This is a genomic window from Enterobacter sp. 241F3, assembly GCF_034106785.1.
Classification (GTDB): domain Bacteria; phylum Pseudomonadota; class Gammaproteobacteria; order Enterobacterales; family Enterobacteriaceae; genus Enterobacter; species Enterobacter vonholyi.
In genome coordinates, this window is the sequence record NZ_JAWNDD010000002.1 from 419,190 (window position 1) to 440,441 (window position 21,252).

Annotated in this window: 21 protein-coding genes and 1 riboswitch; of the genes, 13 read left to right on the plus strand and 8 right to left on the minus strand. The window is 58.1% G+C overall.

What is annotated here, in order from left to right:
* Positions 1 to 2: 2 nt before the first annotated feature.
* On the plus strand, positions 3 to 1,163 hold the full coding sequence (locus UR504_RS09260) for a glutathionylspermidine synthase family protein (RefSeq protein ID WP_127732331.1): 1,161 nt from the start codon (positions 3 to 5) through the stop codon (positions 1,161 to 1,163).
* 93 nt (positions 1,164 to 1,256) lie between these two features.
* Here the strand turns inward: UR504_RS09260 and ygiD are convergent, their stop codons facing one another.
* Positions 1,257 to 2,045: a 4,5-DOPA dioxygenase extradiol gene (ygiD, locus tag UR504_RS09265; protein WP_302237543.1), complete on the minus strand. Its 789-nt coding sequence runs from the start codon at positions 2,043 to 2,045 to the stop codon at positions 1,257 to 1,259.
* A 196-nt stretch (positions 2,046 to 2,241) separates the two neighbouring features.
* Here ygiD and zupT point away from each other — a divergent pair, with 196 nt between their 5' ends.
* A complete protein-coding gene (zupT, locus tag UR504_RS09270) occupies positions 2,242 to 3,015 on the plus strand; it encodes a zinc transporter ZupT (protein WP_302237546.1) in 774 nt (257 codons plus the stop codon).
* A gap of 32 nt (positions 3,016 to 3,047) precedes the next feature.
* Here the strand turns inward: zupT and ribB are convergent, their stop codons facing one another.
* Positions 3,048 to 3,701 carry a 3,4-dihydroxy-2-butanone-4-phosphate synthase gene (gene ribB, locus UR504_RS09275; protein WP_028017147.1) on the minus strand — a complete coding sequence of 218 codons (654 nt, stop codon included), beginning with the start codon at positions 3,699 to 3,701 and terminating at the stop codon, positions 3,048 to 3,050.
* Between the two features lie 106 nt (positions 3,702 to 3,807).
* A riboswitch (FMN riboswitch) is annotated at positions 3,808 to 3,958 on the minus strand.
* A gap of 119 nt (positions 3,959 to 4,077) precedes the next feature.
* Between ribB and ubiK the strand changes: the two genes are divergently transcribed.
* Positions 4,078 to 4,374 (plus strand): ubiquinone biosynthesis accessory factor UbiK, encoded by a 297-nt coding sequence (gene ubiK / locus UR504_RS09280; protein ID WP_014071796.1) that lies wholly within the window; start codon positions 4,078 to 4,080, stop codon positions 4,372 to 4,374.
* A 77-nt stretch (positions 4,375 to 4,451) separates the two neighbouring features.
* On the opposite strand, the gene hldE is transcribed toward ubiK, so the two are convergent.
* Genes hldE through UR504_RS09295 form a run of 3 tightly spaced genes read right to left on the minus strand, consistent with a single transcriptional unit; the run spans position 4,452 to position 10,101 of the window.
* Positions 4,452 to 5,882, minus strand: a complete 1,431-nt coding sequence (hldE, locus tag UR504_RS09285) for a bifunctional D-glycero-beta-D-manno-heptose-7-phosphate kinase/D-glycero-beta-D-manno-heptose 1-phosphate adenylyltransferase HldE (protein WP_111963291.1) — start codon at positions 5,880 to 5,882, stop codon at positions 4,452 to 4,454.
* Between the two features lie 40 nt (positions 5,883 to 5,922).
* Positions 5,923 to 8,778 (minus strand): bifunctional [glutamate--ammonia ligase]-adenylyl-L-tyrosine phosphorylase/[glutamate--ammonia-ligase] adenylyltransferase, encoded by a 2,856-nt coding sequence (gene glnE / locus UR504_RS09290; protein ID WP_302237551.1) that lies wholly within the window; start codon positions 8,776 to 8,778, stop codon positions 5,923 to 5,925.
* A 21-nt stretch (positions 8,779 to 8,799) separates the two neighbouring features.
* The gene (locus UR504_RS09295) at positions 8,800 to 10,101 is read right to left on the minus strand and encodes an inorganic triphosphatase (protein ID WP_320739642.1); all 1,302 of its coding nucleotides are present in this window, start codon (positions 10,099 to 10,101) and stop codon (positions 8,800 to 8,802) included.
* 229 nt (positions 10,102 to 10,330) lie between these two features.
* On the opposite strand from UR504_RS09295, the gene UR504_RS09300 reads away from it, so the two are divergent.
* Both UR504_RS09300 and UR504_RS09305 read left to right on the plus strand, forming a co-directional pair.
* Complete coding sequence (locus tag UR504_RS09300) at positions 10,331 to 10,951, plus strand: TIGR04211 family SH3 domain-containing protein (RefSeq protein ID WP_024906484.1); 621 nt, start codon at positions 10,331 to 10,333, stop codon at positions 10,949 to 10,951.
* Between the two features lie 60 nt (positions 10,952 to 11,011).
* Positions 11,012 to 12,253, plus strand: coding sequence for a multifunctional CCA addition/repair protein (locus UR504_RS09305; protein WP_127732337.1), 1,242 nt, complete (start codon positions 11,012 to 11,014; stop codon positions 12,251 to 12,253).
* A 10-nt stretch (positions 12,254 to 12,263) separates the two neighbouring features.
* Here UR504_RS09305 and bacA read toward each other — a convergent pair whose 3' ends face one another.
* Positions 12,264 to 13,085: an undecaprenyl-diphosphate phosphatase gene (bacA, locus tag UR504_RS09310; RefSeq protein ID WP_115876294.1), complete on the minus strand. Its 822-nt coding sequence runs from the start codon at positions 13,083 to 13,085 to the stop codon at positions 12,264 to 12,266.
* A 105-nt stretch (positions 13,086 to 13,190) separates the two neighbouring features.
* Positions 13,191 to 13,559 carry a bifunctional dihydroneopterin aldolase/7,8-dihydroneopterin epimerase gene (gene folB, locus UR504_RS09315; protein ID WP_023333447.1) on the minus strand — a complete coding sequence of 123 codons (369 nt, stop codon included), beginning with the start codon at positions 13,557 to 13,559 and terminating at the stop codon, positions 13,191 to 13,193.
* Between the two features lie 107 nt (positions 13,560 to 13,666).
* Here folB and plsY point away from each other — a divergent pair, with 107 nt between their 5' ends.
* Both plsY and UR504_RS09325 read left to right on the plus strand, forming a co-directional pair.
* Positions 13,667 to 14,281: a glycerol-3-phosphate 1-O-acyltransferase PlsY gene (gene plsY / locus UR504_RS09320; protein WP_111963295.1), complete on the plus strand. Its 615-nt coding sequence runs from the start codon at positions 13,667 to 13,669 to the stop codon at positions 14,279 to 14,281.
* Between the two features lie 91 nt (positions 14,282 to 14,372).
* Positions 14,373 to 15,839: an MFS transporter gene (locus UR504_RS09325; protein WP_302237560.1), complete on the plus strand. Its 1,467-nt coding sequence runs from the start codon at positions 14,373 to 14,375 to the stop codon at positions 15,837 to 15,839.
* A 41-nt stretch (positions 15,840 to 15,880) separates the two neighbouring features.
* Here UR504_RS09325 and UR504_RS09330 read toward each other — a convergent pair whose 3' ends face one another.
* Positions 15,881 to 16,303 carry a MarR family winged helix-turn-helix transcriptional regulator gene (locus tag UR504_RS09330; protein WP_111963297.1) on the minus strand — a complete coding sequence of 141 codons (423 nt, stop codon included), beginning with the start codon at positions 16,301 to 16,303 and terminating at the stop codon, positions 15,881 to 15,883.
* A gap of 148 nt (positions 16,304 to 16,451) precedes the next feature.
* On the opposite strand from UR504_RS09330, the gene UR504_RS09335 reads away from it, so the two are divergent.
* The 6 genes from UR504_RS09335 (at position 16,452) to ureE (ending at position 21,243) form a co-directional block, all read left to right on the plus strand.
* A complete protein-coding gene (locus tag UR504_RS09335) occupies positions 16,452 to 17,465 on the plus strand; it encodes an alpha/beta hydrolase (protein ID WP_302237561.1) in 1,014 nt (337 codons plus the stop codon).
* A gap of 148 nt (positions 17,466 to 17,613) precedes the next feature.
* Positions 17,614 to 18,441 carry an urease accessory protein UreD gene (locus UR504_RS09340; RefSeq protein ID WP_223580532.1) on the plus strand — a complete coding sequence of 276 codons (828 nt, stop codon included), beginning with the start codon at positions 17,614 to 17,616 and terminating at the stop codon, positions 18,439 to 18,441.
* A 10-nt stretch (positions 18,442 to 18,451) separates the two neighbouring features.
* On the plus strand, positions 18,452 to 18,754 hold the full coding sequence (locus UR504_RS09345; protein WP_003862556.1) for an urease subunit gamma: 303 nt from the start codon (positions 18,452 to 18,454) through the stop codon (positions 18,752 to 18,754).
* A gap of 10 nt (positions 18,755 to 18,764) precedes the next feature.
* Complete coding sequence (locus UR504_RS09350) at positions 18,765 to 19,079, plus strand: urease subunit beta (RefSeq protein WP_127732343.1); 315 nt, start codon at positions 18,765 to 18,767, stop codon at positions 19,077 to 19,079.
* A complete protein-coding gene (gene ureC, locus UR504_RS09355) occupies positions 19,072 to 20,775 on the plus strand; it encodes an urease subunit alpha (protein WP_302237562.1) in 1,704 nt (567 codons plus the stop codon). Before UR504_RS09350 ends, ureC begins: the two co-directional genes overlap by 8 nt.
* A 9-nt stretch (positions 20,776 to 20,784) precedes the next feature.
* Entirely contained in the window at positions 20,785 to 21,243 is a 459-nt protein-coding gene (gene ureE / locus UR504_RS09360) for an urease accessory protein UreE (protein WP_302237574.1), read from the plus strand.
* The last annotated feature ends 9 nt before the right edge of the window (positions 21,244 to 21,252 follow it).

Sequence of the window (21,252 nt, forward strand, 5' to 3'; positions counted from 1 at the left end):
TCATGGAAAGAGTCAGTATCACCGAGCGCCCGGACTGGCGCGAAAAAGCCACCGAGTACGGTTTTAACTTCCACACCATGTACGGCGAGCCGTACTGGTGTGAAGACGCCTATTACAAGCTCACGCTGGCCCAGGTTGAGAAGCTGGAAGAGGTAACGGCCGAGCTGCACCAGATGTGCCTGAAGGTGGTGGAAAAAGTCATCGACAGCGACGAGCTGATGGCAAAGTTCCGCATTCCAAAGCACACCTGGAGCTTTGTCCGCCAGTCGTGGAAAACGAATCAGCCTTCGCTTTACTCTCGCCTGGATCTGGCATGGGACGGCAAAGGCGAGCCTAAGCTGCTGGAAAACAACGCCGATACCCCAACGTCCCTGTACGAAGCGGCGTTCTTTCAGTGGATCTGGCTGGAAGACCAGGCCAATGCCGGAAACCTGCCGGAAGGCAGCGACCAGTTCAACAGCCTGCAGGAAAAGCTGATCGAGCGCTTCGCCGAGCTGCGCGAGCAGTTTGGCTTCAACCTGCTGCATCTCGCCTGCTGCCGCGACACGGAAGAAGACCGTGGCACGGTTCAGTATCTGCAGGATTGCGCCGCTGAAGCGGAGGTGGCGACCGAGTTCCTCTATATCGAGGATATCGGCTTGGGTGAAAAAGGTCAGTTCACGGACATGCAGGACCAGGTGATCAGCAACCTGTTCAAGCTCTACCCGTGGGAATACATGCTGCGCGAGATGTTCTCCACCAAGCTGGAAGATGCTGGCGTGCGCTGGCTTGAGCCGGCATGGAAGAGCATTATCTCCAACAAAGCCCTGCTGCCGATGCTCTGGGAAATGTTCCCGAACCATCCGAACCTGCTGCCGGCGTACTTTGCAGAAGATGATTACCCGCAAATGAAGAAGTACGTCGTCAAGCCGATCTTCTCACGCGAAGGCGCAAACGTGTCGATTATCGAGAACGGCAAGACGCTGGAAGCGGTTGAAGGGCCGTACGGCGAAGAAGGGATGATCGTCCAGGAGTTCTATCAACTTCCAAAATTTGGCGACAGCTATACGCTGATTGGCAGCTGGCTCATCAACGATCAGCCTGCCGGAATTGGCATTCGCGAAGATCGCGCGCTGATCACGCAGGATCTGTCGCGGTTCTATCCGCACATTTTCGTGGAGTAAGACTGCGGCCTGATGCCCTCACCCCAGCCCTCTCCCACAGGGAGAGGGTGGAAAGACTAAAAACGGCAACCTGAAGTTGCCGTTTTGCTTTTATTATCCCACCTGCACCGATAGCATACTCAAACTGCCCATCTCAATACCGTCGACCGGGATCGTAACCGGCTCCTGACCATCCCACGCGCCAAGTACGTACAGCAGCGGCAGGAAGTGCTCCGGCGTCGGGTTAGAAAGCGAACCGCCCTCATGATCCAGATAGTTCACCAGCGGATGCGCCTCAGCCGGCCCCTGCCAGGTCAGGTTCGCTTTAACGTAGTCGTTAAAGGCGGTCGCCCACGGGTACGGCGTGTTCTCACCGTGCCAGCGTGCGGTACGCAGGTTATGCACCACGTTGCCGCTCGCCACCAGCATGATGCCTTCATCACGCAGGGTTGCCAGCTTAAGCCCCATCTCCAGATGCCAGGCGGCCGGTTTGGTGCTGTCGATGCTCAACTGTACCATCGGGATATCCGCATCAGGATACATTTTAATAAGCACGCCCCAGGAGCCGTGGTCAAAGCCCCAGGCTTCTTTATCCAGCGTCACAGGGACAGGCGCCAGCAAATCCTCCAGCCTTTGTGCCAGCTCGGGCGAGCCGGGGGCCGGATAATGCGTGTCGTAAAGCGCCTGCGGGAAGCCGCCAAAATCATGAATGGTTTTTGGCGCTTCCATGGCGGTCACGCCCGTCCCACGGGTAAACCAGTGCGCAGATACCACCACGATCGCTTTCGGACGCGGTAGCGTCTCGCCCAGATGACGCCAGGCGCGGGTATAGACGTTGTCTTCCAGAACGTTCATAGGGCTACCGTGGCCTAAAAACAGGGCTGGCATACGTGAAGAAGTCATGGTGATATCCTTACGGAAGGTGTCAATTTAATGGTGCTACATTACGCGCAATCCGGCAAAGATGAACGCAGATAAGCGTGAAGATCATCATCAGGAAATTTGAATGTAAGGAATGTGTAAAGCCGGGTTTTCCCCCTCGCTTTGCCAGAAATGAATCATTTATATTAATGAGAATCATTATCATAAGGAGCAATGCATGTCAGTCCCTCTGATCCTGACCATACTGGCGGGCGCCGCGACCTTCATCGGCGCGATCCTCGGCGTGCTCGGCCAAAAGCCCTCTAACCGCGTGCTGGCCTTCTCACTGGGCTTTGCTGCCGGGATCATGTTGCTCATCTCCCTGATGGAAATGCTCCCTGCCGCGCTGGGCACAGAAGGCATGTCTCCGCTGCTGGGCTACGGCATGTTTGTCTTTGGCCTGCTGGGGTACTTTGCCCTCGATCGAATGCTGCCGCACGCCCATCCGCAGGATTTAATACAAAAAAACGTGACGCCCATGCCGCGCAATATCAAGCGTACCGCCGTGCTGTTAACGCTTGGCATCAGCCTGCATAACTTCCCGGAAGGGGTCGCCACCTACGTGACGGCCAGCAGCAATCTTGAGATGGGCTTTGGCATCGCTCTGGCGGTGGCCTTACACAATATTCCTGAAGGACTGGCCGTCGCTGGGCCCGTGTATGCCGCAACGGGATCGAAACGCACCGCTGTGTTCTGGGCGGGTATTTCCGGGATGGCCGAAATCCTTGGCGGCGTGCTGGCCTGGCTCATCCTCGGTAGCCTGGTCTCTCCGGTAGTGATGGCAGCGATTATGGCAGCGGTAGCCGGGATCATGGTTGCGCTTTCGGTGGATGAACTGATGCCGCTGGCGAAGGAGATCGATCCTAACAACAACCCCAGCTATGGCGTGCTGTGCGGAATGTCGGTGATGGGATTAAGTCTGGTTCTGCTGCAGACCGCAGGAATCGGGTAAAAAAACGCCGGGACATCCCGGCGTTTTTATTATCAGCTGGCTTTGCGCTCGTGCGCCTGACGATACTCAACCAGATCTTCAATCGTGACCACCGGCATGTTGTGCAGGCGGGCAAAGGTGATGCACTCCGGCGCACGCGCCATGGTGCCGTCATCGTTGGTCAGTTCGCACAGCACGCCAGCAGGTTTGAAGCCAGCCAGCGTCACCAGGTCGATCGTCGCTTCGGTGTGACCGCCGCGGGTCAACACGCCGCCCGCCTGCGCGCGCAGCGGGAAGACGTGGCCTGGACGATGCAGATCGGATGGCTTCGCATCATCAGCAATCGCGGCACGTACGGTAGTCAGACGGTCAGCCGCAGACACACCGGTGGTCACGCCATGCGCCGCTTCAATGGTCACGGTAAAACCGGTACCAAAGGCGCTGGTGTTGTTTTCGACCATCATCGGCAGCTCGAGCTGCTTACGACGATCTTCGGTAATACACAGGCATACGATGCCGCTGCCGTGACGGATGGTCAGCGCCATCTGTTCAACGGTCATGTTTTCGGCGGCGAAAATCATGTCGCCTTCGTTTTCACGGTTTTCATCGTCAAGCACCATCACACCGCGGCCTTCGCGCAGTGCATCCAGTGCATGTTCAACACGTTGAGTTGAAGTGCCAAAAGAGGAAAGTAGCGTCTGATTCATGGTAAAAAAACCTCATTAACATTATGGTTACCAGAATCAGGGCAGTCTTAGGAGCGCCGTATAAGCGGCAAAAAGATAACGTGAGCGGGCCCATGCCCGACTTGATCGTTACTCTCTCCCATCCGGACTCTAACCGTCGGCCCCGGAATTACACCGGATCTGCTGACCTTTGAGTTTTCACCCAAAGCGCTCGCGGGCTTTCAGCGTCACGCTGATTTACCGCCGGTGGGGAATTTCGCCCCGCCCTGAGAATAAGCGAGATAACTATAACGCTATTGATTATCCTGGGCAATGCATAAGCATCAAACAATTTTGTTTACCCCGGGCATGACGCGCTACAATGGACACTAACACCTTTCCATCAAGGGAAACGACAATGATTGACCCGAAAAAAATTGAGCAGATCGCGCGTCAGGTTCATGAATCTATGCCAAAAGGCATTCGTGAATTTGGTGATGACGTAGAAAAGAAAATCCGCCAGACGCTGCAGGCGCAGTTGGTTCGCCTTGATTTAGTCAGCCGCGAAGAGTTTGACGTGCAGACCCAGGTTCTGCTGCGCACCCGCGAGAAGCTGGCGCTGCTGGAACAGCGTCTGACCGAGCTGGAAAACCGCAATGCGCCGGAAGAAGTGAAGCCGGCACCGGCCATTCCGCCGGTGGATGACCAGGAGTAAGTGCGGCCTGATGCCCTCACCCCAGCCCTCTCCCACAGGGAGAGGGTGAAAAAAAACGGGCCAAACGGCCCGTTTTTTTACTTACTGTCTTTCTGAATCTTCTTGATGATGTTGGTGGTTGAGCACCCGTCCTCAAAGTTGAGCACCATCACCTCGCCGCCGTTGGCCCAGACTTCTTCGCTGCCCGCGATTTGCTCCGGCTTGTAATCCCCGCCTTTTACCAGCAGGTCCGGCAGAATACCGGCAATCAGGCGCTGCGGCGTGTCTTCTTCAAACGACACCACCCAGTCCACGGCTTCCAGCGCACCGAGCACGATCATACGCTGCTCGAGCGGGTTCACCGGACGCGTTTCCCCCTTCAGACGTTTGGTCGACGCATCGCTGTTGACCGCCACAATCAGGCGATCGCCCAGCTTGCGCGCATTCGCCAGATAAGAAACGTGGCCAGCGTGCAGAATGTCGAACACGCCGTTGGTCATCACCACCTTTTCTCCACGCTTGCGCGCGGCGGCGACGGCTACCTTCAGCTCGTCTTCTGTCATGACGCCAAAACCAGTATCCGCGCGACCACGCACCGCGTTTTCCAGCTCGATTGGCGAAACGGTTGAGGTCCCGAGTTTACCCACGACCACGCCCGCCGCGGCGTTAGCGAAGTAGCACGCTTCTTCCAGAGAATTACCCGCTGCCAGCGTCGCCGCCAGAACGCCGATCACCGTGTCACCGGCACCGGTCACGTCGTACACTTCCTGCGCCTGTGTTGGCATATGCAGCGGCGCTTTGCCCGGCTGCAGCAGCGTCATCCCCTGCTCGGAGCGGGTCACCAGAAGCGCAGATAATTCGAAGTCAGCAATGATCTTCATGCCGCGCTCAACCAGCTCTTCCTCGGTTTTGCATTTGCCCGCCACCGCTTCAAATTCGGAGAGGTTTGGCGTCAGCAGGGTTGCGCCGCGATAGCGCTCAAAATCGGTCCCTTTCGGGTCGATCAGCACGGGTACGTTGGCTTTACGCGCCAGCTGAATCATCGTCTGCACGCTCGCCAGCGCGCCTTTGGCGTAATCGGACAGCACCAGCGCGCCGATATTGCCCAGCGCCTGGTTGATACGCTCGTGCAGCGGCTCGGGATCGACGCCTTCGAACCCTTCTTCAAAGTCGAGGCGGATCAGCTGCTGGTTGCGCGACAGCACGCGCAGTTTCGTAATCGTTGGGTGGGTCGGAACAGAAACGAAGTCGCACTTCACGTTCACGTCCGCCAGCGACTTGCTCAGCGCGCGCGCCGCATCGTCGATGCCGGTCAAGCCCACCAGACGCGACTGCGCGCCCAGAGAGGCAATGTTCATCGCCACGTTTGCCGCGCCGCCGGGACGCTCTTCAATGGTGTCGACCTTAACCACCGGTACCGGTGCTTCCGGAGAGATGCGGCTGGTCGGTCCATACCAGTAGCGATCCAGCATCACATCCCCAACAACCATAACTCCAGCACGTTCAAACTCTGGCAGTGTTACTTTCATTCCTGACTCCAGAAAGATTCACAATTTGCGCGCGATAATATCACACTTGATTTGTTACGCACGGTTCCACCAGCCACTTCTGCCAGCTGGCCGTTACCTGAGCGCGTTCTGCGACAAAACAGTCCAGCGCCACGTGCCCCGGCTGCTCCTGCAGCGCCAGGTGATGAAGCTCGTCGCGAAGCGTCGTGTAGGCGCGGGTTAAAGCCTGCGCCTCCTGCTCGTCCATGATGTCGTTTTGCGCCAGCAGTTCCAGAATGCGCACGTTATCCGACCAGCGGGTCAGCTTAGGCTTGTCGTGCGCGTGCAGCAGCACCAGATACTGGGTAATGAATTCAATATCGGTGATCCCGCCCTCGTCGGCTTTGATATCAAAGCGATCGCGATGTTTATTACCCAGATGCGCGCGCATTTTCTCGCGCATCTCGCGCACTTCGGTCTGCAGCGTACTGCCCTCGCGCACGGTGGTCATAACCTCCTTACGGATGGCATCGAACTGCGTTTTGAGCTGCGGATCGCCATATACCACGCGAGCGCGCACCAGCGCCTGATGCTCCCACGTCCAGGCTTCATTCTTCTGGTAATCGGCGAAGGATTCCGTTGAAGTGACCAGCATGCCCGCCGCGCCGGACGGACGCAGGCGCGCATCGACTTCATACAAAATGCCCGACGAGGTGCGGGTGCTGAACAGGTGCATGATGCGCTGCGCCAGGCGCAGGTAGAACTGACGCCCGTCAATTTCACGCTCACCGTCGGTCATCACGTCAACCGGGCAGTCGTGCAGGAAGATTAAATCCAGATCGGAGCTGTATCCCAGCTCCCAGCCGCCGAGCTTGCCGTAACCCACCACGGCAAACCCTCGCCCCTCACGGTCAGCAAGATGCTTCGGCTGGCCGTAGCGGGCCACCATCTGCACCCACGCCTGCTGCACTACCGCGTCGATGATCGCCTCCGCGAGCCAGGTTAAGTGATCGCTCACTTTCATCACCGGCAGCGTTCCGGCGATGTCCGCCGCCGCCACGCGCAGCATCTGAGCCTGCTTAAACTGGCGCAGCGCCTCCAACTGCTGCTCTTCGTCTTCTTCCGGCACGCGCAGCAGATACTGACGCAGCTCGTCCCGGTAGGCATCCGTCGCCGTGGGCTGATACAGCGTGTTCGGATCGAGCAGCTCATCCAGCAGCAGCGGATATCGCGCCAGCTTATTCGCCACCATCGGCGACGCGGCGCAGAGCGTAATCAGATGCTTCAGCGCCCCCGGGAACTCGCTCAGAAGCTCCAGATACGTGGTGCGCGTAATAATCCCGCTCAGCAGCGGCATCATGCGCGACAGCGGCACCGGCGCGTCCGCCCGCGAGCAGACCTCGCTCAGCAGATGCGGCATCAGGTGATCCAGCACCTGACGACCGCGCGGGCCGATTGCGCGTTTGTTCAGTTCGAGACGGAAATCAGCGATTAGGGCCACCACGCGATGACGGGCGTCGTCGGTTAAATGCGTCAGCACCGGCGTGGTGTCATCTTCCTGGAGCGCGTCCTGCCACAGCTCGCGCCAGTGCTCGGAAAGCGCGTCGTCCTGCGATTCACTTTCGTCATCACCAATCAGCTCGTTAAAGATGCGGCGTACGCCCGCCATGTGAGCGTCCAGCCGTTCGGTCAGCGTAGACCAGTCATCCACGCGCATGCCCCAGGCCAGGCGCGCCCGGTTAAGGTCATCCCCCGGCAGGGTCTGAGTCTGTTCGTCGTTGATGCTTTGCAGCAGGTTTTCCAGACGTCGCAGGAAAAGATAGGCCTCGCGCAGGGTTTGCGCGTCGCCGTCCGGCAGCAGATGAAGCTGCTCGATGGCGCTCAGCGTCGGCAATAGCGAGCGGGACTGTAACGACGGCTCACGCCCGCCGCGAATAAGCTGGAAGACCTGAACGATAAATTCGATTTCGCGAATGCCGCCCGCGCCGAGCTTGATGTTGTCCTTCAGCCCGCGACGGCGAACCTCACGGGCGATCATCCCTTTCATATTACGCAGAGACTGGATGACGCTGAAGTCGATATAGCGACGGAACACGAACGGGCGCAGCATGGCGCGCAGTTCGTTAGCGTAAGCGTCGCCGCTGTCGCCCATGATCCGCGCTTTAACCATCGCATAGCGCTCCCAGTCGCGCCCCTGCTCCTGGTAGTAATCCTCCAGCGCGGCAAAGCTCAGTACCAGCGGTCCGCTGTCGCCAAACGGACGCAGGCGCATGTCCACGCGGTAAACAAAGCCGTCCTGCGTCGGCTGATCCAGCGCCTTAATCAGACGCTGACCGAGGCGGGTAAAGAACTGGGCGTTGTCCAGCTCGCGACGGCCGCCGCGCGTAGAGCCGTTCTCGGGCCACGCGAAAATCAGGTCGATATCGGAGGAGAAGTTCAGTTCGCAGCCGCCCAGCTTGCCCATCCCCAGAATCAGCAGCGGCTGAGGAACCCCTTCCTCGCTGCACGGCGTGCCCCACTCTTTACAGCAGGCGGCGTAGAGCCAGTCGCGCGCGGCGACAATCAACGTCTGCGCCAGCTCGCTTAACTGCTGCAGCGTACTCTCTTCACTCACCAGCTCCAGCGCCTGCGCCCAGGCAATGCGCACCATCACCCGACGGCGGAACTGGCGCAGGACGCGCATCAGCGTCGCTTCATCCGCTACGTCTTCGAGTGCGGCCTGCAGCCAGCCGGCATAGTGCCGCCACTCGTCCGCCTGCGGCGGTGCGTTTTCAAGCTCCGCCAGCCAGTCCGGGTAGACGGCGATGCTTTCCTGCACAAAATCACTGAAGGCGAGCACGCTCTTCGCCTGCTCGCTTAACGATGACGCCGGTAATGACTCAGGCAGACGTTCGCAAACGGTCTGCCACTGCTGCTGTAACGCTGAAGAAAGCGGCATTCTAGGGGTTCCTTGCCAGAGTTAACGTTCTCCGCTGTGCAGCCAGTACGGCTCCTGCGAAATGGCCTCATTACGGAAATGCTCAATTTCAATATGCTGACGGGTTTCGATGGCATGCTTCAGCCCCTGCCAGTTTTCCAGCCACGCCTGCGCCTGTGGCCCGTCGTAGGCACCGGAAAGGAGCAGCATGCTGTCGATGTTGCGCGAAAGACGGGGAAGCTGATCGCCATACTTATCGCCGAGCGGATACGCAAAGGTGCTCTTCAGTTCAGCGGCATGACGGGAAAGATGAATGTCCGCGAAACGCTTAAAGTTTTCCGCGATTTTGGCCTCGGCTTTCGCATCCAGGAAGGCGCGCCAGCCGCGCGTGACCAGAAACTCGGTCAGCGCCAGTTTTGCCGAAGCGGCCTGCGGGCTGTAGATCGCCGTTTGCGCTGAGACGTCGGAGAGCATCAGCGTTTCGGTTTGCGTCAGCAGATCACGTAAGTGAGCGCTCGCTTTGCGAGGAACGATGCCGCCGAATAGCGTCAGGGTGTGGCGCACCAGGGCAATCGCCGCGAGCACGTGGGATTTGGCGTTTTTCACATTTCGCACCCACAGCTCTTCGTGGTACTGCCACTGAGAAAGCGCCAGCTCCAGCGCGGCTTCCAGACCCTGTTCAACGCTGGCTTTCGGCGCAACGTGCAAAATGGTCGTCTCTTTCAGCACGCGCGGCGCATTTCCGGCGGCCAGATGGTAACCCCGCGCGGCTTTGCTCAGGCTCCCCTGGCGTAATCCGGAATGGTTCACCAGCCTGCGCGCCAGCTTCAGAACGTCATTTGCGTCCCCTTCCAGCAGCTCAAGCTCCAGTTCGCAAATCGGTTCCTGGAATTCCCCTGCCTTCACCTCACCCAGATCGAGGGCGATTTCGATGCGGCTTTTGCCTTCCGTCACCAGCCATTTTTCGCGCCAGAAATCGGTGCTGAACAGCGGCTGTACCTGTTCCGCCAGCGCGGAAGGCAGCTCGCCTTCCGGCCAGACTTCCGCCGGGAAACGTTCCAGCTCAAGTTCTGGCTTACTGATGTCGATATTGTATTCCGGGCGCTGATGTAAACCGCCGACCACGCGGCCGGCAATTTTCATCGTCATCTCGTAGCGCCCGCTCGCGCCACGGATGCGCAGCCCCATATCGTGGCGGCGCAGCCAGTTGTCTGGCGTTTCGTAATAGATATTAAGCAGTTGTACCGGTGCATGGTGTTCGCCGGAAAGCGTATGCAGATGCTGGCGGAGTGCGTCAACGCTGTCTTTTTCGACGATAAATTTTAATTCGATTTCCTGAGCCATAGCCTTGTACTTTTGCGGGCGTCACAGACGCGTCAATGAGGGCGAACTTCCTCGCCATTTGTTTGTCAGTACATAGTATTTTGCGCCAAATTGCCATGCAATGAGCAATTTGTCGGGCGTAAATGTGTAGAGTCGTGACACAGATGATTCTGATTGCTGACGAATGCTTTGCGTAGAGACACTGTTGCCACTACTATCGTTCCACTATTTATGAAAATAACGACTAATGATGCTTAAATTACGCCTGATTGGACTTACTTTACTCGCTTTTAGCGCCGCAACCGCAGTGCACGCTGAAGAAAAGCGTTACGTTTCTGACGAACTGAACACCTGGGTACGCAGTGGCCCCGGAGATAATTATCGCCTCGTGGGTACGGTAAATGCCGGCGAGGAAGTCACCCTGTTACAGACCAACGCGGACACCAATTACGGTCAGGTTCGCGACAGTACCGGCCGTACGTCCTGGATCCCGCTGAAAGAGCTGAGCACCGTGCCAAGCCTGCGCACGCGCGTTCCCGATCTGGAAAACCAGGTGAAGACCCTGACCGACAAGCTGAACAACATCGACGGCACCTGGAACCAGCGCACCGCTGAAATGCAGCAGAAAGTAGCGCAAAGCGACGGTGTGATTAACGGTCTGAAAGAAGAGAACCAGAAACTGAAAAACGAGCTGATTGTCGCGCAGAAGAAAGTGAATGCCGCCAATCTGCAGCTCGACGATAAACAGCGCACCATCATCATGCAGTGGTTTATGTATGGCGGCGGCGTACTGGGCGTCGGTCTGGTGCTGGGCCTGGTTCTGCCGCACCTGATCCCGAGCCGTAAGCGTAAAGACCGCTGGATGAACTAATTCGTCTTCTCTGCCAGACTTACGTATCATTCTGGAAAAGAGAAAACGGGAGAGTTGGGCGTGAAAAGTTATCTGGTCGGTGGTGCGGTACGTGATGCGTTGTTAGGTCTGCCGGTCAAAGATAAAGACTGGGTGGTGGTTGGCGCCACCCCGGAAGAGATGCTCGACGCGGGCTACCAGCAGGTAGGCCGCGATTTTCCCGTCTTCCTCCACCCGAAAAGTCGTGAAGAGTATGCCCTGGCGCGTACCGAGCGGAAATCAGGTTCGGGCTATACGGGCTTCACCTGCTATGCCGCGCCGGACGTGACGCTGGAGGAAGATCTTCTGCGCCGCGATCTCACCATCAACGCGCTGGCGCAGGACGAGAACGGCCAGATCGTTGACGCTTATGGCGGCCAGGACGATCTGCGCAACCGTCTTTTACGTCACGTCTCCCCGGCGTTTTCTGAAGATCCGCTCCGCGTCCTGCGCGTGGCGCGCTTTGCCGCACGCTACGCCCATCTCAGCTTCCGTATTGCCGATGAAACCATGGCGCTGATGACCGCCATGACCGAGGCGGGCGAGCTTGAACACCTGACGCCAGAGCGCGTCTGGAAAGAAACGGAAAATGCTCTCACAACGCGCAACCCGCAGGTCTTTTTCCAGGTCCTTCGCGACTGCGGCGCGCTGAAGGTGCTCTTCCCGGAAATAGACGCGCTGTTTGGCGTGCCTGCTCCGGCGAAATGGCACCCGGAAATTGATACCGGCGTACACACGCTGATGACCCTGAGCATGGCGGCCATGCTCAGCCCTGACGTGGACGTGCGCTTTTCCACCCTGTGCCACGATCTCGGCAAAGGCCTAACGCCAAAAGAATTCTGGCCTCGCCACCACGGGCACGGCCCGGCAGGGGTGAAGCTGGTCGAGGGGCTGTGCCAGCGTCTGCGCGTGCCGAACGAAATCCGCGATCTGGCGAAACTGGTGGCGGAATTCCACGATTTGATCCACACCTTCCCCATCCTCAAACCGGCCACCATCGTTAAGCTTTTCGATAACATCGACGCCTGGCGTAAACCGCAGCGCGTGGAGCAAATCGCGCTGACCAGCGAAGCTGACGTGCGCGGGCGTACCGGGTTTGAGGCGTGCGATTATCCGCAGGGGCGTTTACTGCGTAAAGCCTGGGAGGTAGCAAAAGCGGTGCCGACGAAGGACGTTGTCGAGGCGGGATTCAAAGGTCCGGAAATTCGCGAAGAACTCACGAAACGGCGAATTCAGGCGGTGTCTGACTGGAAGGAAAAACACTGCCCTCAGCCAAAAGACTGAGGGCTATCGGTCAGAAGAAGACTACGTACACCGCAGCGGCAACGATAAAGCGATAGATCGCGAACGGAATGAACGAGATACGCTTAATCAACTGCAGGAAGGTTTTGATGGCAATCAGCGCCACGATAAACGCGGTGATGAAGCCAACGGCGAACATTGGAATATCGCCAGTCGTCAGGAAGTGATAGCTCTTATAGACGTCGAGTACAGTGGCGCCCATCATCATCGGCACCGCCAGCAGGAATGAGAACTCTGACGCGGCGTAACGGCTTACGCCCATCAGCATCCCGCCGGAGATGGTTGCGCCTGAACGCGAGAAGCCCGGCCACAGCGCCAGACACTGGAAGCAGCCAATGATAAACGCCTGACGATACGTCATATCGTCCAGACCTTCCGCGCGCGGCGTTTTTGGCTTTAGCACTTCCGCGGCGATCAGCAGGAAGCCGCCCACCACCAGCGCGTACATCACGTTAATCGGGTTAAACAGCGATTTGATGGCGTCGTGGAAAACCAGACCCAGCACCACCGCCGGGATCATCCCGAGCAAAATATGGATCAGCGACAGGCGACCTTTACTCATCCCTTCGTGCTGCGGCGGACGGCCAAAATGGATACCGATCAGGCCAAACAGACGGCGCCAGAACATCACCACCACCGCCAGAATCGAACCCAGCTGGATAACCACTTCAAACGTTTTGGCGGTATCGCCTTCAAAGCCCAGCAGATGGCCAACGATAATCATATGGCCGGTACTGGAAACCGGTAAAAACTCCGTCAATCCTTCGACCACACCCAGTATTGCCGCCACCAGCAGCGAGTGCATATCGCTCATCTATAAACCCCTAAAAAGATATAAAAAAACGGTCGCCCCAACGGCTACCGTGAAAGATACAGCTTTAAGACCGGTATAACCTAAAATGGTTTAGCAATTATGACGTTAATTCTTGCCTTTCAGATTTGTGCCACGCTCAATGATGACGCCAACGTTGGCGGCGCGCGCCACCGCGCCCGGCTTGCTCAGCTTGATGCGTACCCACGGTGAGTTGAATTTTTTCAGCAGCAATTCTGCGACTTCTTCCGCCACCCGTTCGACCAGCGCAAAACGTTGCCCTTCAACGTGGGCAATGACCGTTTCACTGATGTCGGCATAGCTGAGACAGTCGTTCACGTCATCGCTTTTTGCCGATTTGCGGTTATCCCATCCCATTTCGATATCGAACACCAGCTTCTGCTCGATGGTCTGTTCCCAGTCGTAAACACCAATTGTGGTGATTACCGAAAGTTGCTCTATAAATACAATATCCATCACGACCTGCCTGCTTTTTGGCTAAACCGGATACCACTTCCGGCGAATTATGCGTATTATCCACAGATGCTGAGAATACAGATACATTTTCAAAACGGAACAGCGTTATGAGTGCAATCGCGCCTGGAATGATCCTCCTCGCCTATCTTTGCGGCTCAATCTCCAGCGCCATTCTGGTCTGCCGCATCGCCGGGTTACCCGACCCGCGTGAAAATGGTTCCGGGAATCCGGGGGCGACCAACGTACTACGAATTGGTGGCAAGGGAGCAGCCGTAGCGGTTTTGATTTTTGATGTTCTGAAAGGGATGCTGCCCGTCTGGGGCGCGTATGCGCTGGGCGTCACGCCGTTCTGGCTGGGGCTTATCGCTATTGCGGCCTGTGTCGGCCACATCTGGCCCGTATTCTTCGGTTTTAAAGGTGGCAAAGGTGTGGCGACCGCCTTTGGTGCCATTGCGCCTATCGGCTGGGACCTAACCGGCGTGATGGCCGGGACCTGGCTATTGACCATTCTGCTGAGCGGCTATTCCTCGCTGGGCGCCATCGTCAGCGCGCTGATCGCCCCGTTCTACGTCTGGTGGTTTAAACCTCAGTTCACCTTCCCGGTGTCGATGCTCTCCTGCCTTATCCTGCTGCGTCATCACGATAATATTCAGCGCCTGTGGCGTCGTCAGGAGACCAAAATCTGGACGAAGCTCAAGAGGAAGAAAAAAGACGCGCCGTAAGGGTTAGTTATGCCTTATAGCCAAATGTGATTTTGGTCACCTTCTGCCTGTGGTAACTGTTAATGACACAACACAACCACATTAGAAGAAAATGGCTGAAATCACAGAAACAACTCCCCTTTCAACGGCAGAAAAACACCCCGATGGCGACATCCAGTGGGTGCGCAGCGCTTCGGATGTATCACGCCTCGTTAATGACGGCTCACAGGGCCGGGCCAATGCCCGCATCGTGGTCGGTATCGCGCTGGGCGGGATTTTCCTCGATGCTTACGATCTGGGCGCGCTGGCCTTCGGCATAAAAGATATCACCCGCGAATTTAACCTTACGCCCGCCGGGACCGGTATGGTGGCCTCGGCAATTACCTTTGGCGCGATTGTCGGGGCGCTGCTCGGGGGGTACCTCACGGATAAAATCGGGCGCTACCGCGTTTTTATGGCTGATATGGTGTTCTTCGTGGTGGCTGCCATCGCCTGTGCGCTGGCCCCGAACGAATATGTGCTGGCGGGAGCCCGCTTTGTGATGGGGCTTGGGGTCGGGATCGACCTTCCCGTGGCGATGGCGTTTTTAAGCGAGTTCGCCAGGCTGAAAGGTCCGGGAAACAAAGCCTCCAGCGTCGCGATGTGGTGCCCCACCTGGTATGCCGCCATCAGCGTCTCCTACCTGCTGGTGCTGTTCTTCTACGCCGCGCTGCCGGAAAGCCACAGCGACTGGCTGTGGCGTTTAATTCTCGGCTTTGGCGCGGTGCCCGCGCTGGTGATTATCGCCATCCGCAGCCGCTATATGAGCGAATCGCCGGTATGGGCGGCGAATCAGGGCAATCTGAAGGAGGCGGCGTCGATTTTGCGGCAGTCGTACAATATTAACGCCCACGTCCCGCAGGATGCGCTCGGCCAGCCTGCACCCGTCGTGAATAAAGCGAAATGGTCAAACTATCTGAATCTATTTCGCGGCGTCTACTTACGCCGCACGACGCTCGCCACGCTGCTGTCCGTCGTCTCCTCGTTCGCCTACAACGCCGTGGCGTTTGGTCTGCCGGTGATCATCTCCAGCTTCTTTGTCCAGTCGATGCTCACCACCATTCTCATTTCTCTGGTGCTTAACCTGCTGTTTGCCTTCGTCGGCGGACTGCTGGCGGTACGCTACGTGCCGCGCTTCGGCGCATGGCGAATGTCGCTTGCGGGTTATGCCTGCCAGCTTGTCGCGCTGCTGGGCCTCGCGCTGATTGGCCGACCGGAAGGTGCCTCTGAAGGCGTGCTTGCCGTGGCGATGCTGGCGCTATTCCTTTTCGGTCAGGGCTTTGGCCCGGGCGCGCATACCATGACGTTCGCCTCGCTGAGCTACCCGACCTCGCTGCGCGGCGTGGGCGTGGGTCTCAACCAGACGCTGATGCGCAGTAGTTCTACGCTGTCGCTGTTCCTGTTCCCGCTGCTGGTGGCGTCGCTCGACACCGCCGTGTTCTGGGTGATTGCGCTGGCGCCGTTTATCGGCCTGGCATCGCTGCTGGCGATCCGCTGGGAGCCGTCCGGGTATGATGTGGATGCGGAGGACTATCGGTAACGACACATCGCTTCGGTGGGTTCCCCCCCACCGAAGGGTTCTTACAAATCGTCCAGCAGCGTTCGGGAAAGTTTTTTTAGCATATCAAGCTCATCATCGTTCATCCGCATGCTGCAGCGAATCTGGTCCGGCAATGCCATCACCCGTTTTTTCAGTTCTTTCGCCTTATCGGTCAGCACGACATTTTTCATCCTTTCATCCCCCACAACCGCGATACGGTTGAGGAATCCTTTTGCCTCAAGCTTTTGTACAAGAGGCGTCAATGTGCCCGAATCAAAAAACGTCTTATCGCTGAGATCGCGAAGTGGAATGTTGTCTTTCTCATAAAGCGCCATCAAAACAACGAATTGCGGGTAGGTCAAATCCATCTCTTGTAGTAGGGGACGATACTGGCGAACAAACGCATTGGTGACCGAGTACAGCGAGAAGCAAAGTAAATCATCTAGCGTTTTGTTTTCTTTCATTTTTCTATCAACTCCGAATCTGTTGCCTAAAAAAAATTATAAATAATGTTTGACTAAAAGTATCTTGCGCGCAAGTATTATACCAGCAACTAAGTAGCACACTATTTAGTTATCTCATCCGATCAAATGCGCTTAAAGAGGTACCACCATGAAAACACTAACCGCCATCCTGGTTTCTTCCGTCTTCGCGTCAGCTGCTGCATCCGCTCAAACCACCAATACCCCAGCTCCGACCGCAGGCGTACAGGCGTTTCTTAATATTCTGAATTCCGGCAAGGGTAAGCCAATGGAACAGATGACCCCGCAGGAGGCCCGCCAGGTACTGATCGGCGCGCAGCAAGGCGCAAAACTGCCGCCCGCTCAGGTTTCAGAAAAAACGATCCAGGTAAATGGTCAGGCGATCAAACTGAAAATAGTGAAACCTGAAAACGCGACCGGCACGCTCCCGGCATTTATGTTCTTCCACGGCGGCGGTTGGGTGCTGGGCGATTACCCAACCCATGAACGCTTAATCCGCGATCTGGTTCGCGCATCAGGCGCCGCAGCGGTTTACGTTGATTACACGCCGTCACCTGAGGCCCATTTCCCGGTGGCCATCAATCAGGCCTATGAAGCGACAAAATGGGTAGCCGAACACGGTCAGGAAATTGGCGTGGACGGTAGCCGTCTGGGTCTGGTCGGTAACAGCGTGGGCGGCAATATGGTGGCTTCCGTGGCGCTGCAGGCAAAACAGTTCAATGGGCCCAAAATTCGCTACAACGTCATGCTCTGGCCTGTGACCGATGCGAATTTTGATACTGCCTCGTATAACCAGTTCGATAACGGCTATTTCCTGTCAAAAAACATGATGAAATGGTTCTGGGATAACTACACCACCAGCGCGGCCGATCGCAACAATATCCTTGCCTCTCCGCTTCGCGCCAGCGCCGCGCAGCTGAAAGGCTTCCCGGAGACGCTGATTCAGACAGCAGAGCTGGACGTTCTGCGGGATGAAGGTGAAGCATTCGGGCGTAAGCTGGATGCGGCTGGCGTCCCGGTGACCGTCACGCGCTATAACGGCATGATCCACGATTACGGCCTGCTTAACCCGCTGAGCCAGGAGCCAACGGTTAAAGTTGCCCTGGAGCAGGCAGGCGCAGCGCTGCATGAGCACCTGAAATAACGGCATCGCGATGTTTGTCAGACAGCACGTCCCCCGGGGCGTGCTTTTTTTTTCGTCTTAACCGCCATCCATAAGCGACTCATATGACAGCCTTCATTTCTGCCAGGGCATACTGAAACGACCCCGATGATGAGCAGATGGATGCAGTATGTTAGCAGCTCAGGTCACTGATAATTCGTACAAAGGCTGGCAGGCGTCGCTTGCCCTGCAGTTTTGTCACACCCCTGAGAAAACCCTCCTGCACTCCGCTCATCACGTCGGGCCGCTTACCGTTCAGCGTCCATTTTATCCCGAAGGGGAAACCTGCCACCTTTATCTGCTGCACCCGCCCGGCGGAATTGTGGGCGGCGATACGCTGGACATTTCCGTTCGGCTGGACGCCAAAAGCCATGTGCTTATCACGATGCCCGGCGCCAGCAAGTTCTATCGCAGCAGCGGCCCGCAGGCTCGCCTGAATCAGCACTTTTATCTCGATGATGAATCCACGCTGGAGTGGCTACCGCAGGACACTATTATCTTCCCGGGTGCGAACGCCGCGCTGCGCTCCGTCTTCCACCTGAAGACCTCCAGCACGCTGCTAGCGTGGGAGCTTTATTGTCTGGGGCGCCCGGTGATCAATGAGACCTTCAGCCACGGCACGCTGGAGAGCCGCCTTGAAGTCTGGGTTGAGGATGAACCGCGCCTGATTGAGCGTCAGCACCTTGCCGACGGCAATCTCACGCCCGTCGCCGGATATCCATGGCTCGGCACGCTGCTGTTCTATCCGGCCAATGAAGAACATCTCGACACGGTACGCGAACGGCTCGCGCCGCTGGAACACTTTGCGGGGGCAACGCTCACCGACGATCTGCTTTCGGTGCGTTTTCTCTCCGATGACAACCTGATTTGCCAGCGGGTGATGCGTGACGTCTGGCAGTCGCTTCGCCCGCTTCTCACCACCAAAACCGCCTGTTCGCCGCGTATCTGGCAGACATAAGAGAAACGTTATGGAACTGACCCCCAGAGAAAAAGACAAGCTGTTGCTGTTCACCGCCGCGCTGGTTGCCGAACGCCGCCTTGCGCGCGGGGTAAAGCTTAATTACCCGGAATCGGTCGCGCTGATCAGCGCCTTCATCATGGAGGGCGCGCGCGATGGCGAAACCGTCGCCTCGCTGATGGAGGCGGGCCGCCACGTCCTGACGCGCGATCAGGTAATGGAAGGCGTGCCGGAAATGATCCCGGATATTCAGGTCGAAGCCACCTTCCCGGACGGATCGAAGCTCGTCACCGTCCATAACCCGATCGTCTAAGGAGCGCGCGATGATCCCAGGTGAATACCAGATCCAGCCCGGAACGATTGCGTTCAACGTCGGGCGTGAAATCCAAAGCGTGGTTGTCGAAAATCACGGCGACAGGCCGATCCAGGTCGGATCGCATTACCACTTTTACGAGGTCAACCCGGCCCTGAAGTTCGAGCGGGAAGCCACCAAAGGCTACCGGCTGAATATCCCGGCGGGCACCGCCGTGCGCTTCGAGCCCGGCCAGAAGCGTGAGGTGACGCTGGTTCAGGTCACGGGCGCGCAGCGCATTTTCGGTTTTCGCGGCGAGGTGATGGGCGAGGTGAAACATGGCTGAGATTTCACGCCGGGCATATGCCGATATGTTCGGCCCCACCACCGGCGATAAAGTGCGGCTGGCCGACAGCGAGCTATGGATCGAAGTGGAAGACGATCTCACGATCTACGGCGAAGAGGTCAAATTCGGCGGCGGAAAGGTGATCCGCGACGGCATGGGTCAGGGGCAGATGACCGCAGACGACTGCGTGGATCTGGTTCTCACCAACGCGCTGATCGTCGATCACTGGGGGATCGTAAAAGCCGATATCGGCGTAAAGAACGGGCGGATCTTCGCCGTCGGCAAAGCCGGTAATCCGGACATTCAGCCCGGCGTGACGATCCCGATTGGCGCGGCAACGGAAGTGATCGCCGCCGAGGGGAAGATCGTCACCGCGGGCGGGATCGACACCCACATCCACTGGATCTGCCCGCAGCAGGCGGAAGAGGCGCTGGTCTCCGGCGTCACGACCATGATCGGCGGCGGCTCCGGCCCCGCGGCGGGAACCAACGCCACCACCTGCACGCCGGGGCCGTGGTATATCGCCCGCATGCTGCAGGCAGCCGATACGCTGCCGGTGAATATCGGCCTGCTCGGTAAAGGTAACGGCTCCAACCCGGACGCCCTGCGCGAGCAGATTGCCGCCGGCGCTATCGGGCTGAAGATCCACGAAGACTGGGGCGCGACGCCTGCGGCGATCAACTGCTCGCTGGAGGTGGCCGAAGAGATGGATATTCAGGTGGCGCTGCACAGCGACACGCTGAACGAGTCCGGGTTTGTCGAAGACACGCTGGCGGCCATCGCAGGGCGCACCATCCACACTTTCCATACCGAAGGCGCAGGCGGCGGCCACGCGCCGGATATCATCACCGCCTGCGCGCACCCGAATATTCTGCCCTCCTCCACCAACCCGACCCTGCCCTACACGGTGAATACCATCGACGAGCATCTCGACATGCTGATGGTTTGCCATCACCTCGATCCGGATATCGCCGAGGACGTAGCGTTTGCCGAATCCCGCATTCGCCGGGAGACCATCGCAGCCGAAGATGTCCTGCACGATATAGGCGCGTTCTCGCTAACCTCGTCAGACTCGCAGGCCATGGGCCGCGTCGGGGAAGTGATTATCCGTACCTGGCAGGTTGCGCACCGCATGAAGATCCAGCGCGGCGAGCTGCCGGAAGAGACCGGCGATAACGACAACTTCCGCGTGAAGCGCTACGTCGCCAAATACACCATAAACCCGGCGCTGACCCACGGTATCGCCCATGAGGTCGGTTCGATTGAGGCGGGCAAGCTGGCGGATCTGGTGGTCTGGTCCCCGGCGTTCTTCGGCGTCAAACCCGCCACCATCGTCAAGGGCGGGATGATCGCCTGCGCGCCGATGGGCGATATCAACGCCTCGATCCCCACGCCGCAGCCGGTGCATTACCGCCCGATGTTTGGCGCGCTGAGCGCCGCGCGCCACGCCACCCGGCTGACGTTTATCTCGCAGGCCGCCAGTGCCAACGGCATCCCGCAGCAGCTCAGCCTGCAGAGCGCCACGGCGGTGGTAAAAGGCTGCCGGACGGTGAAAAAGGCCGACATGATCCATAACGGCCTGCAGCCCAATATCACCGTCGACTCGCAAACCTACGAGGTGCGCGTCGACGGCGAACTGATTACCAGCGAACCGGCTGACGTTCTGCCGATGGCGCAACGCTATTTCCTGTTTTGAGGAGTGATGATGATTTATTTGACCCAACGTCTGGACCACGCGCACCCGACTACCGCCAGCGTCACGCTGCCAATTGACGTGCGGGTGAAAAGCCGCGCCCGCGTGGCGCTTAACGACGGTCGCGAAGCCGGACTGATGCTGCCGCGCGGCCTGCTGCTGCGCGGGGGCGACCTGCTGACCACCGACGACGGTAGCGAAGTTATCGAAGTGATCGCCGCTCCGGAGTCGGTCTCCGTGGTGCGCTGTGCCGATCCGTTCCTGCTCGCCCGCGCCTGCTACCACCTGGGCAACCGCCACGTGCCGCTGCAGGTCATGCCCGGCGAGCTGCGCTATCACCACGATCACGTTCTCGACGACATGCTGCGCCAGTTCGGGCTGGACGTGACCTACGCCAGCCTGCCGTTTGAACCGGAAGCGGGCGCATACACCAGCGATGCCCACAGCCATTCTCACGCTCATTCACATTAAGGATTAATC

What these genes read in the sequence shown, in the direction of transcription:
- UR504_RS09260 (WP_127732331.1), top strand. Translation starts at nt 3, where the DNA reads ATGGAAAGAGTCAGTATCACCGAGCGCCCGGACTGGCGCGAAAAAGCC.
- ygiD (WP_302237543.1), bottom strand. Translation starts at nt 2,045, where the DNA reads ATGACTTCTTCACGTATGCCAGCCCTGTTTTTAGGCCACGGTAGCCCT.
- zupT (WP_302237546.1), top strand. Translation starts at nt 2,242, where the DNA reads ATGTCAGTCCCTCTGATCCTGACCATACTGGCGGGCGCCGCGACCTTC.
- ribB (WP_028017147.1), bottom strand. Translation starts at nt 3,701, where the DNA reads ATGAATCAGACGCTACTTTCCTCTTTTGGCACTTCAACTCAACGTGTT.
- ubiK (WP_014071796.1), top strand. Translation starts at nt 4,078, where the DNA reads ATGATTGACCCGAAAAAAATTGAGCAGATCGCGCGTCAGGTTCATGAA.
- hldE (WP_111963291.1), bottom strand. Translation starts at nt 5,882, where the DNA reads ATGAAAGTAACACTGCCAGAGTTTGAACGTGCTGGAGTTATGGTTGTT.
- glnE (WP_302237551.1), bottom strand. Translation starts at nt 8,778, where the DNA reads ATGCCGCTTTCTTCAGCGTTACAGCAGCAGTGGCAGACCGTTTGCGAA.
- UR504_RS09295 (WP_320739642.1), bottom strand. Translation starts at nt 10,101, where the DNA reads ATGGCTCAGGAAATCGAATTAAAATTTATCGTCGAAAAAGACAGCGTT.
- UR504_RS09300 (WP_024906484.1), top strand. Translation starts at nt 10,331, where the DNA reads ATGCTTAAATTACGCCTGATTGGACTTACTTTACTCGCTTTTAGCGCC.
- bacA (WP_115876294.1), bottom strand. Translation starts at nt 13,085, where the DNA reads ATGAGCGATATGCACTCGCTGCTGGTGGCGGCAATACTGGGTGTGGTC.
- folB (WP_023333447.1), bottom strand. Translation starts at nt 13,559, where the DNA reads ATGGATATTGTATTTATAGAGCAACTTTCGGTAATCACCACAATTGGT.
- plsY (WP_111963295.1), top strand. Translation starts at nt 13,667, where the DNA reads ATGAGTGCAATCGCGCCTGGAATGATCCTCCTCGCCTATCTTTGCGGC.
- UR504_RS09325 (WP_302237560.1), top strand. Translation starts at nt 14,373, where the DNA reads ATGGCTGAAATCACAGAAACAACTCCCCTTTCAACGGCAGAAAAACAC.
- UR504_RS09330 (WP_111963297.1), bottom strand. Translation starts at nt 16,303, where the DNA reads ATGAAAGAAAACAAAACGCTAGATGATTTACTTTGCTTCTCGCTGTAC.
- UR504_RS09335 (WP_302237561.1), top strand. Translation starts at nt 16,452, where the DNA reads ATGAAAACACTAACCGCCATCCTGGTTTCTTCCGTCTTCGCGTCAGCT.
- UR504_RS09340 (WP_223580532.1), top strand. Translation starts at nt 17,614, where the DNA reads ATGTTAGCAGCTCAGGTCACTGATAATTCGTACAAAGGCTGGCAGGCG.
- UR504_RS09345 (WP_003862556.1), top strand. Translation starts at nt 18,452, where the DNA reads ATGGAACTGACCCCCAGAGAAAAAGACAAGCTGTTGCTGTTCACCGCC.
- UR504_RS09350 (WP_127732343.1), top strand. Translation starts at nt 18,765, where the DNA reads ATGATCCCAGGTGAATACCAGATCCAGCCCGGAACGATTGCGTTCAAC.
- ureC (WP_302237562.1), top strand. Translation starts at nt 19,072, where the DNA reads ATGGCTGAGATTTCACGCCGGGCATATGCCGATATGTTCGGCCCCACC.
- ureE (WP_302237574.1), top strand. Translation starts at nt 20,785, where the DNA reads ATGATTTATTTGACCCAACGTCTGGACCACGCGCACCCGACTACCGCC.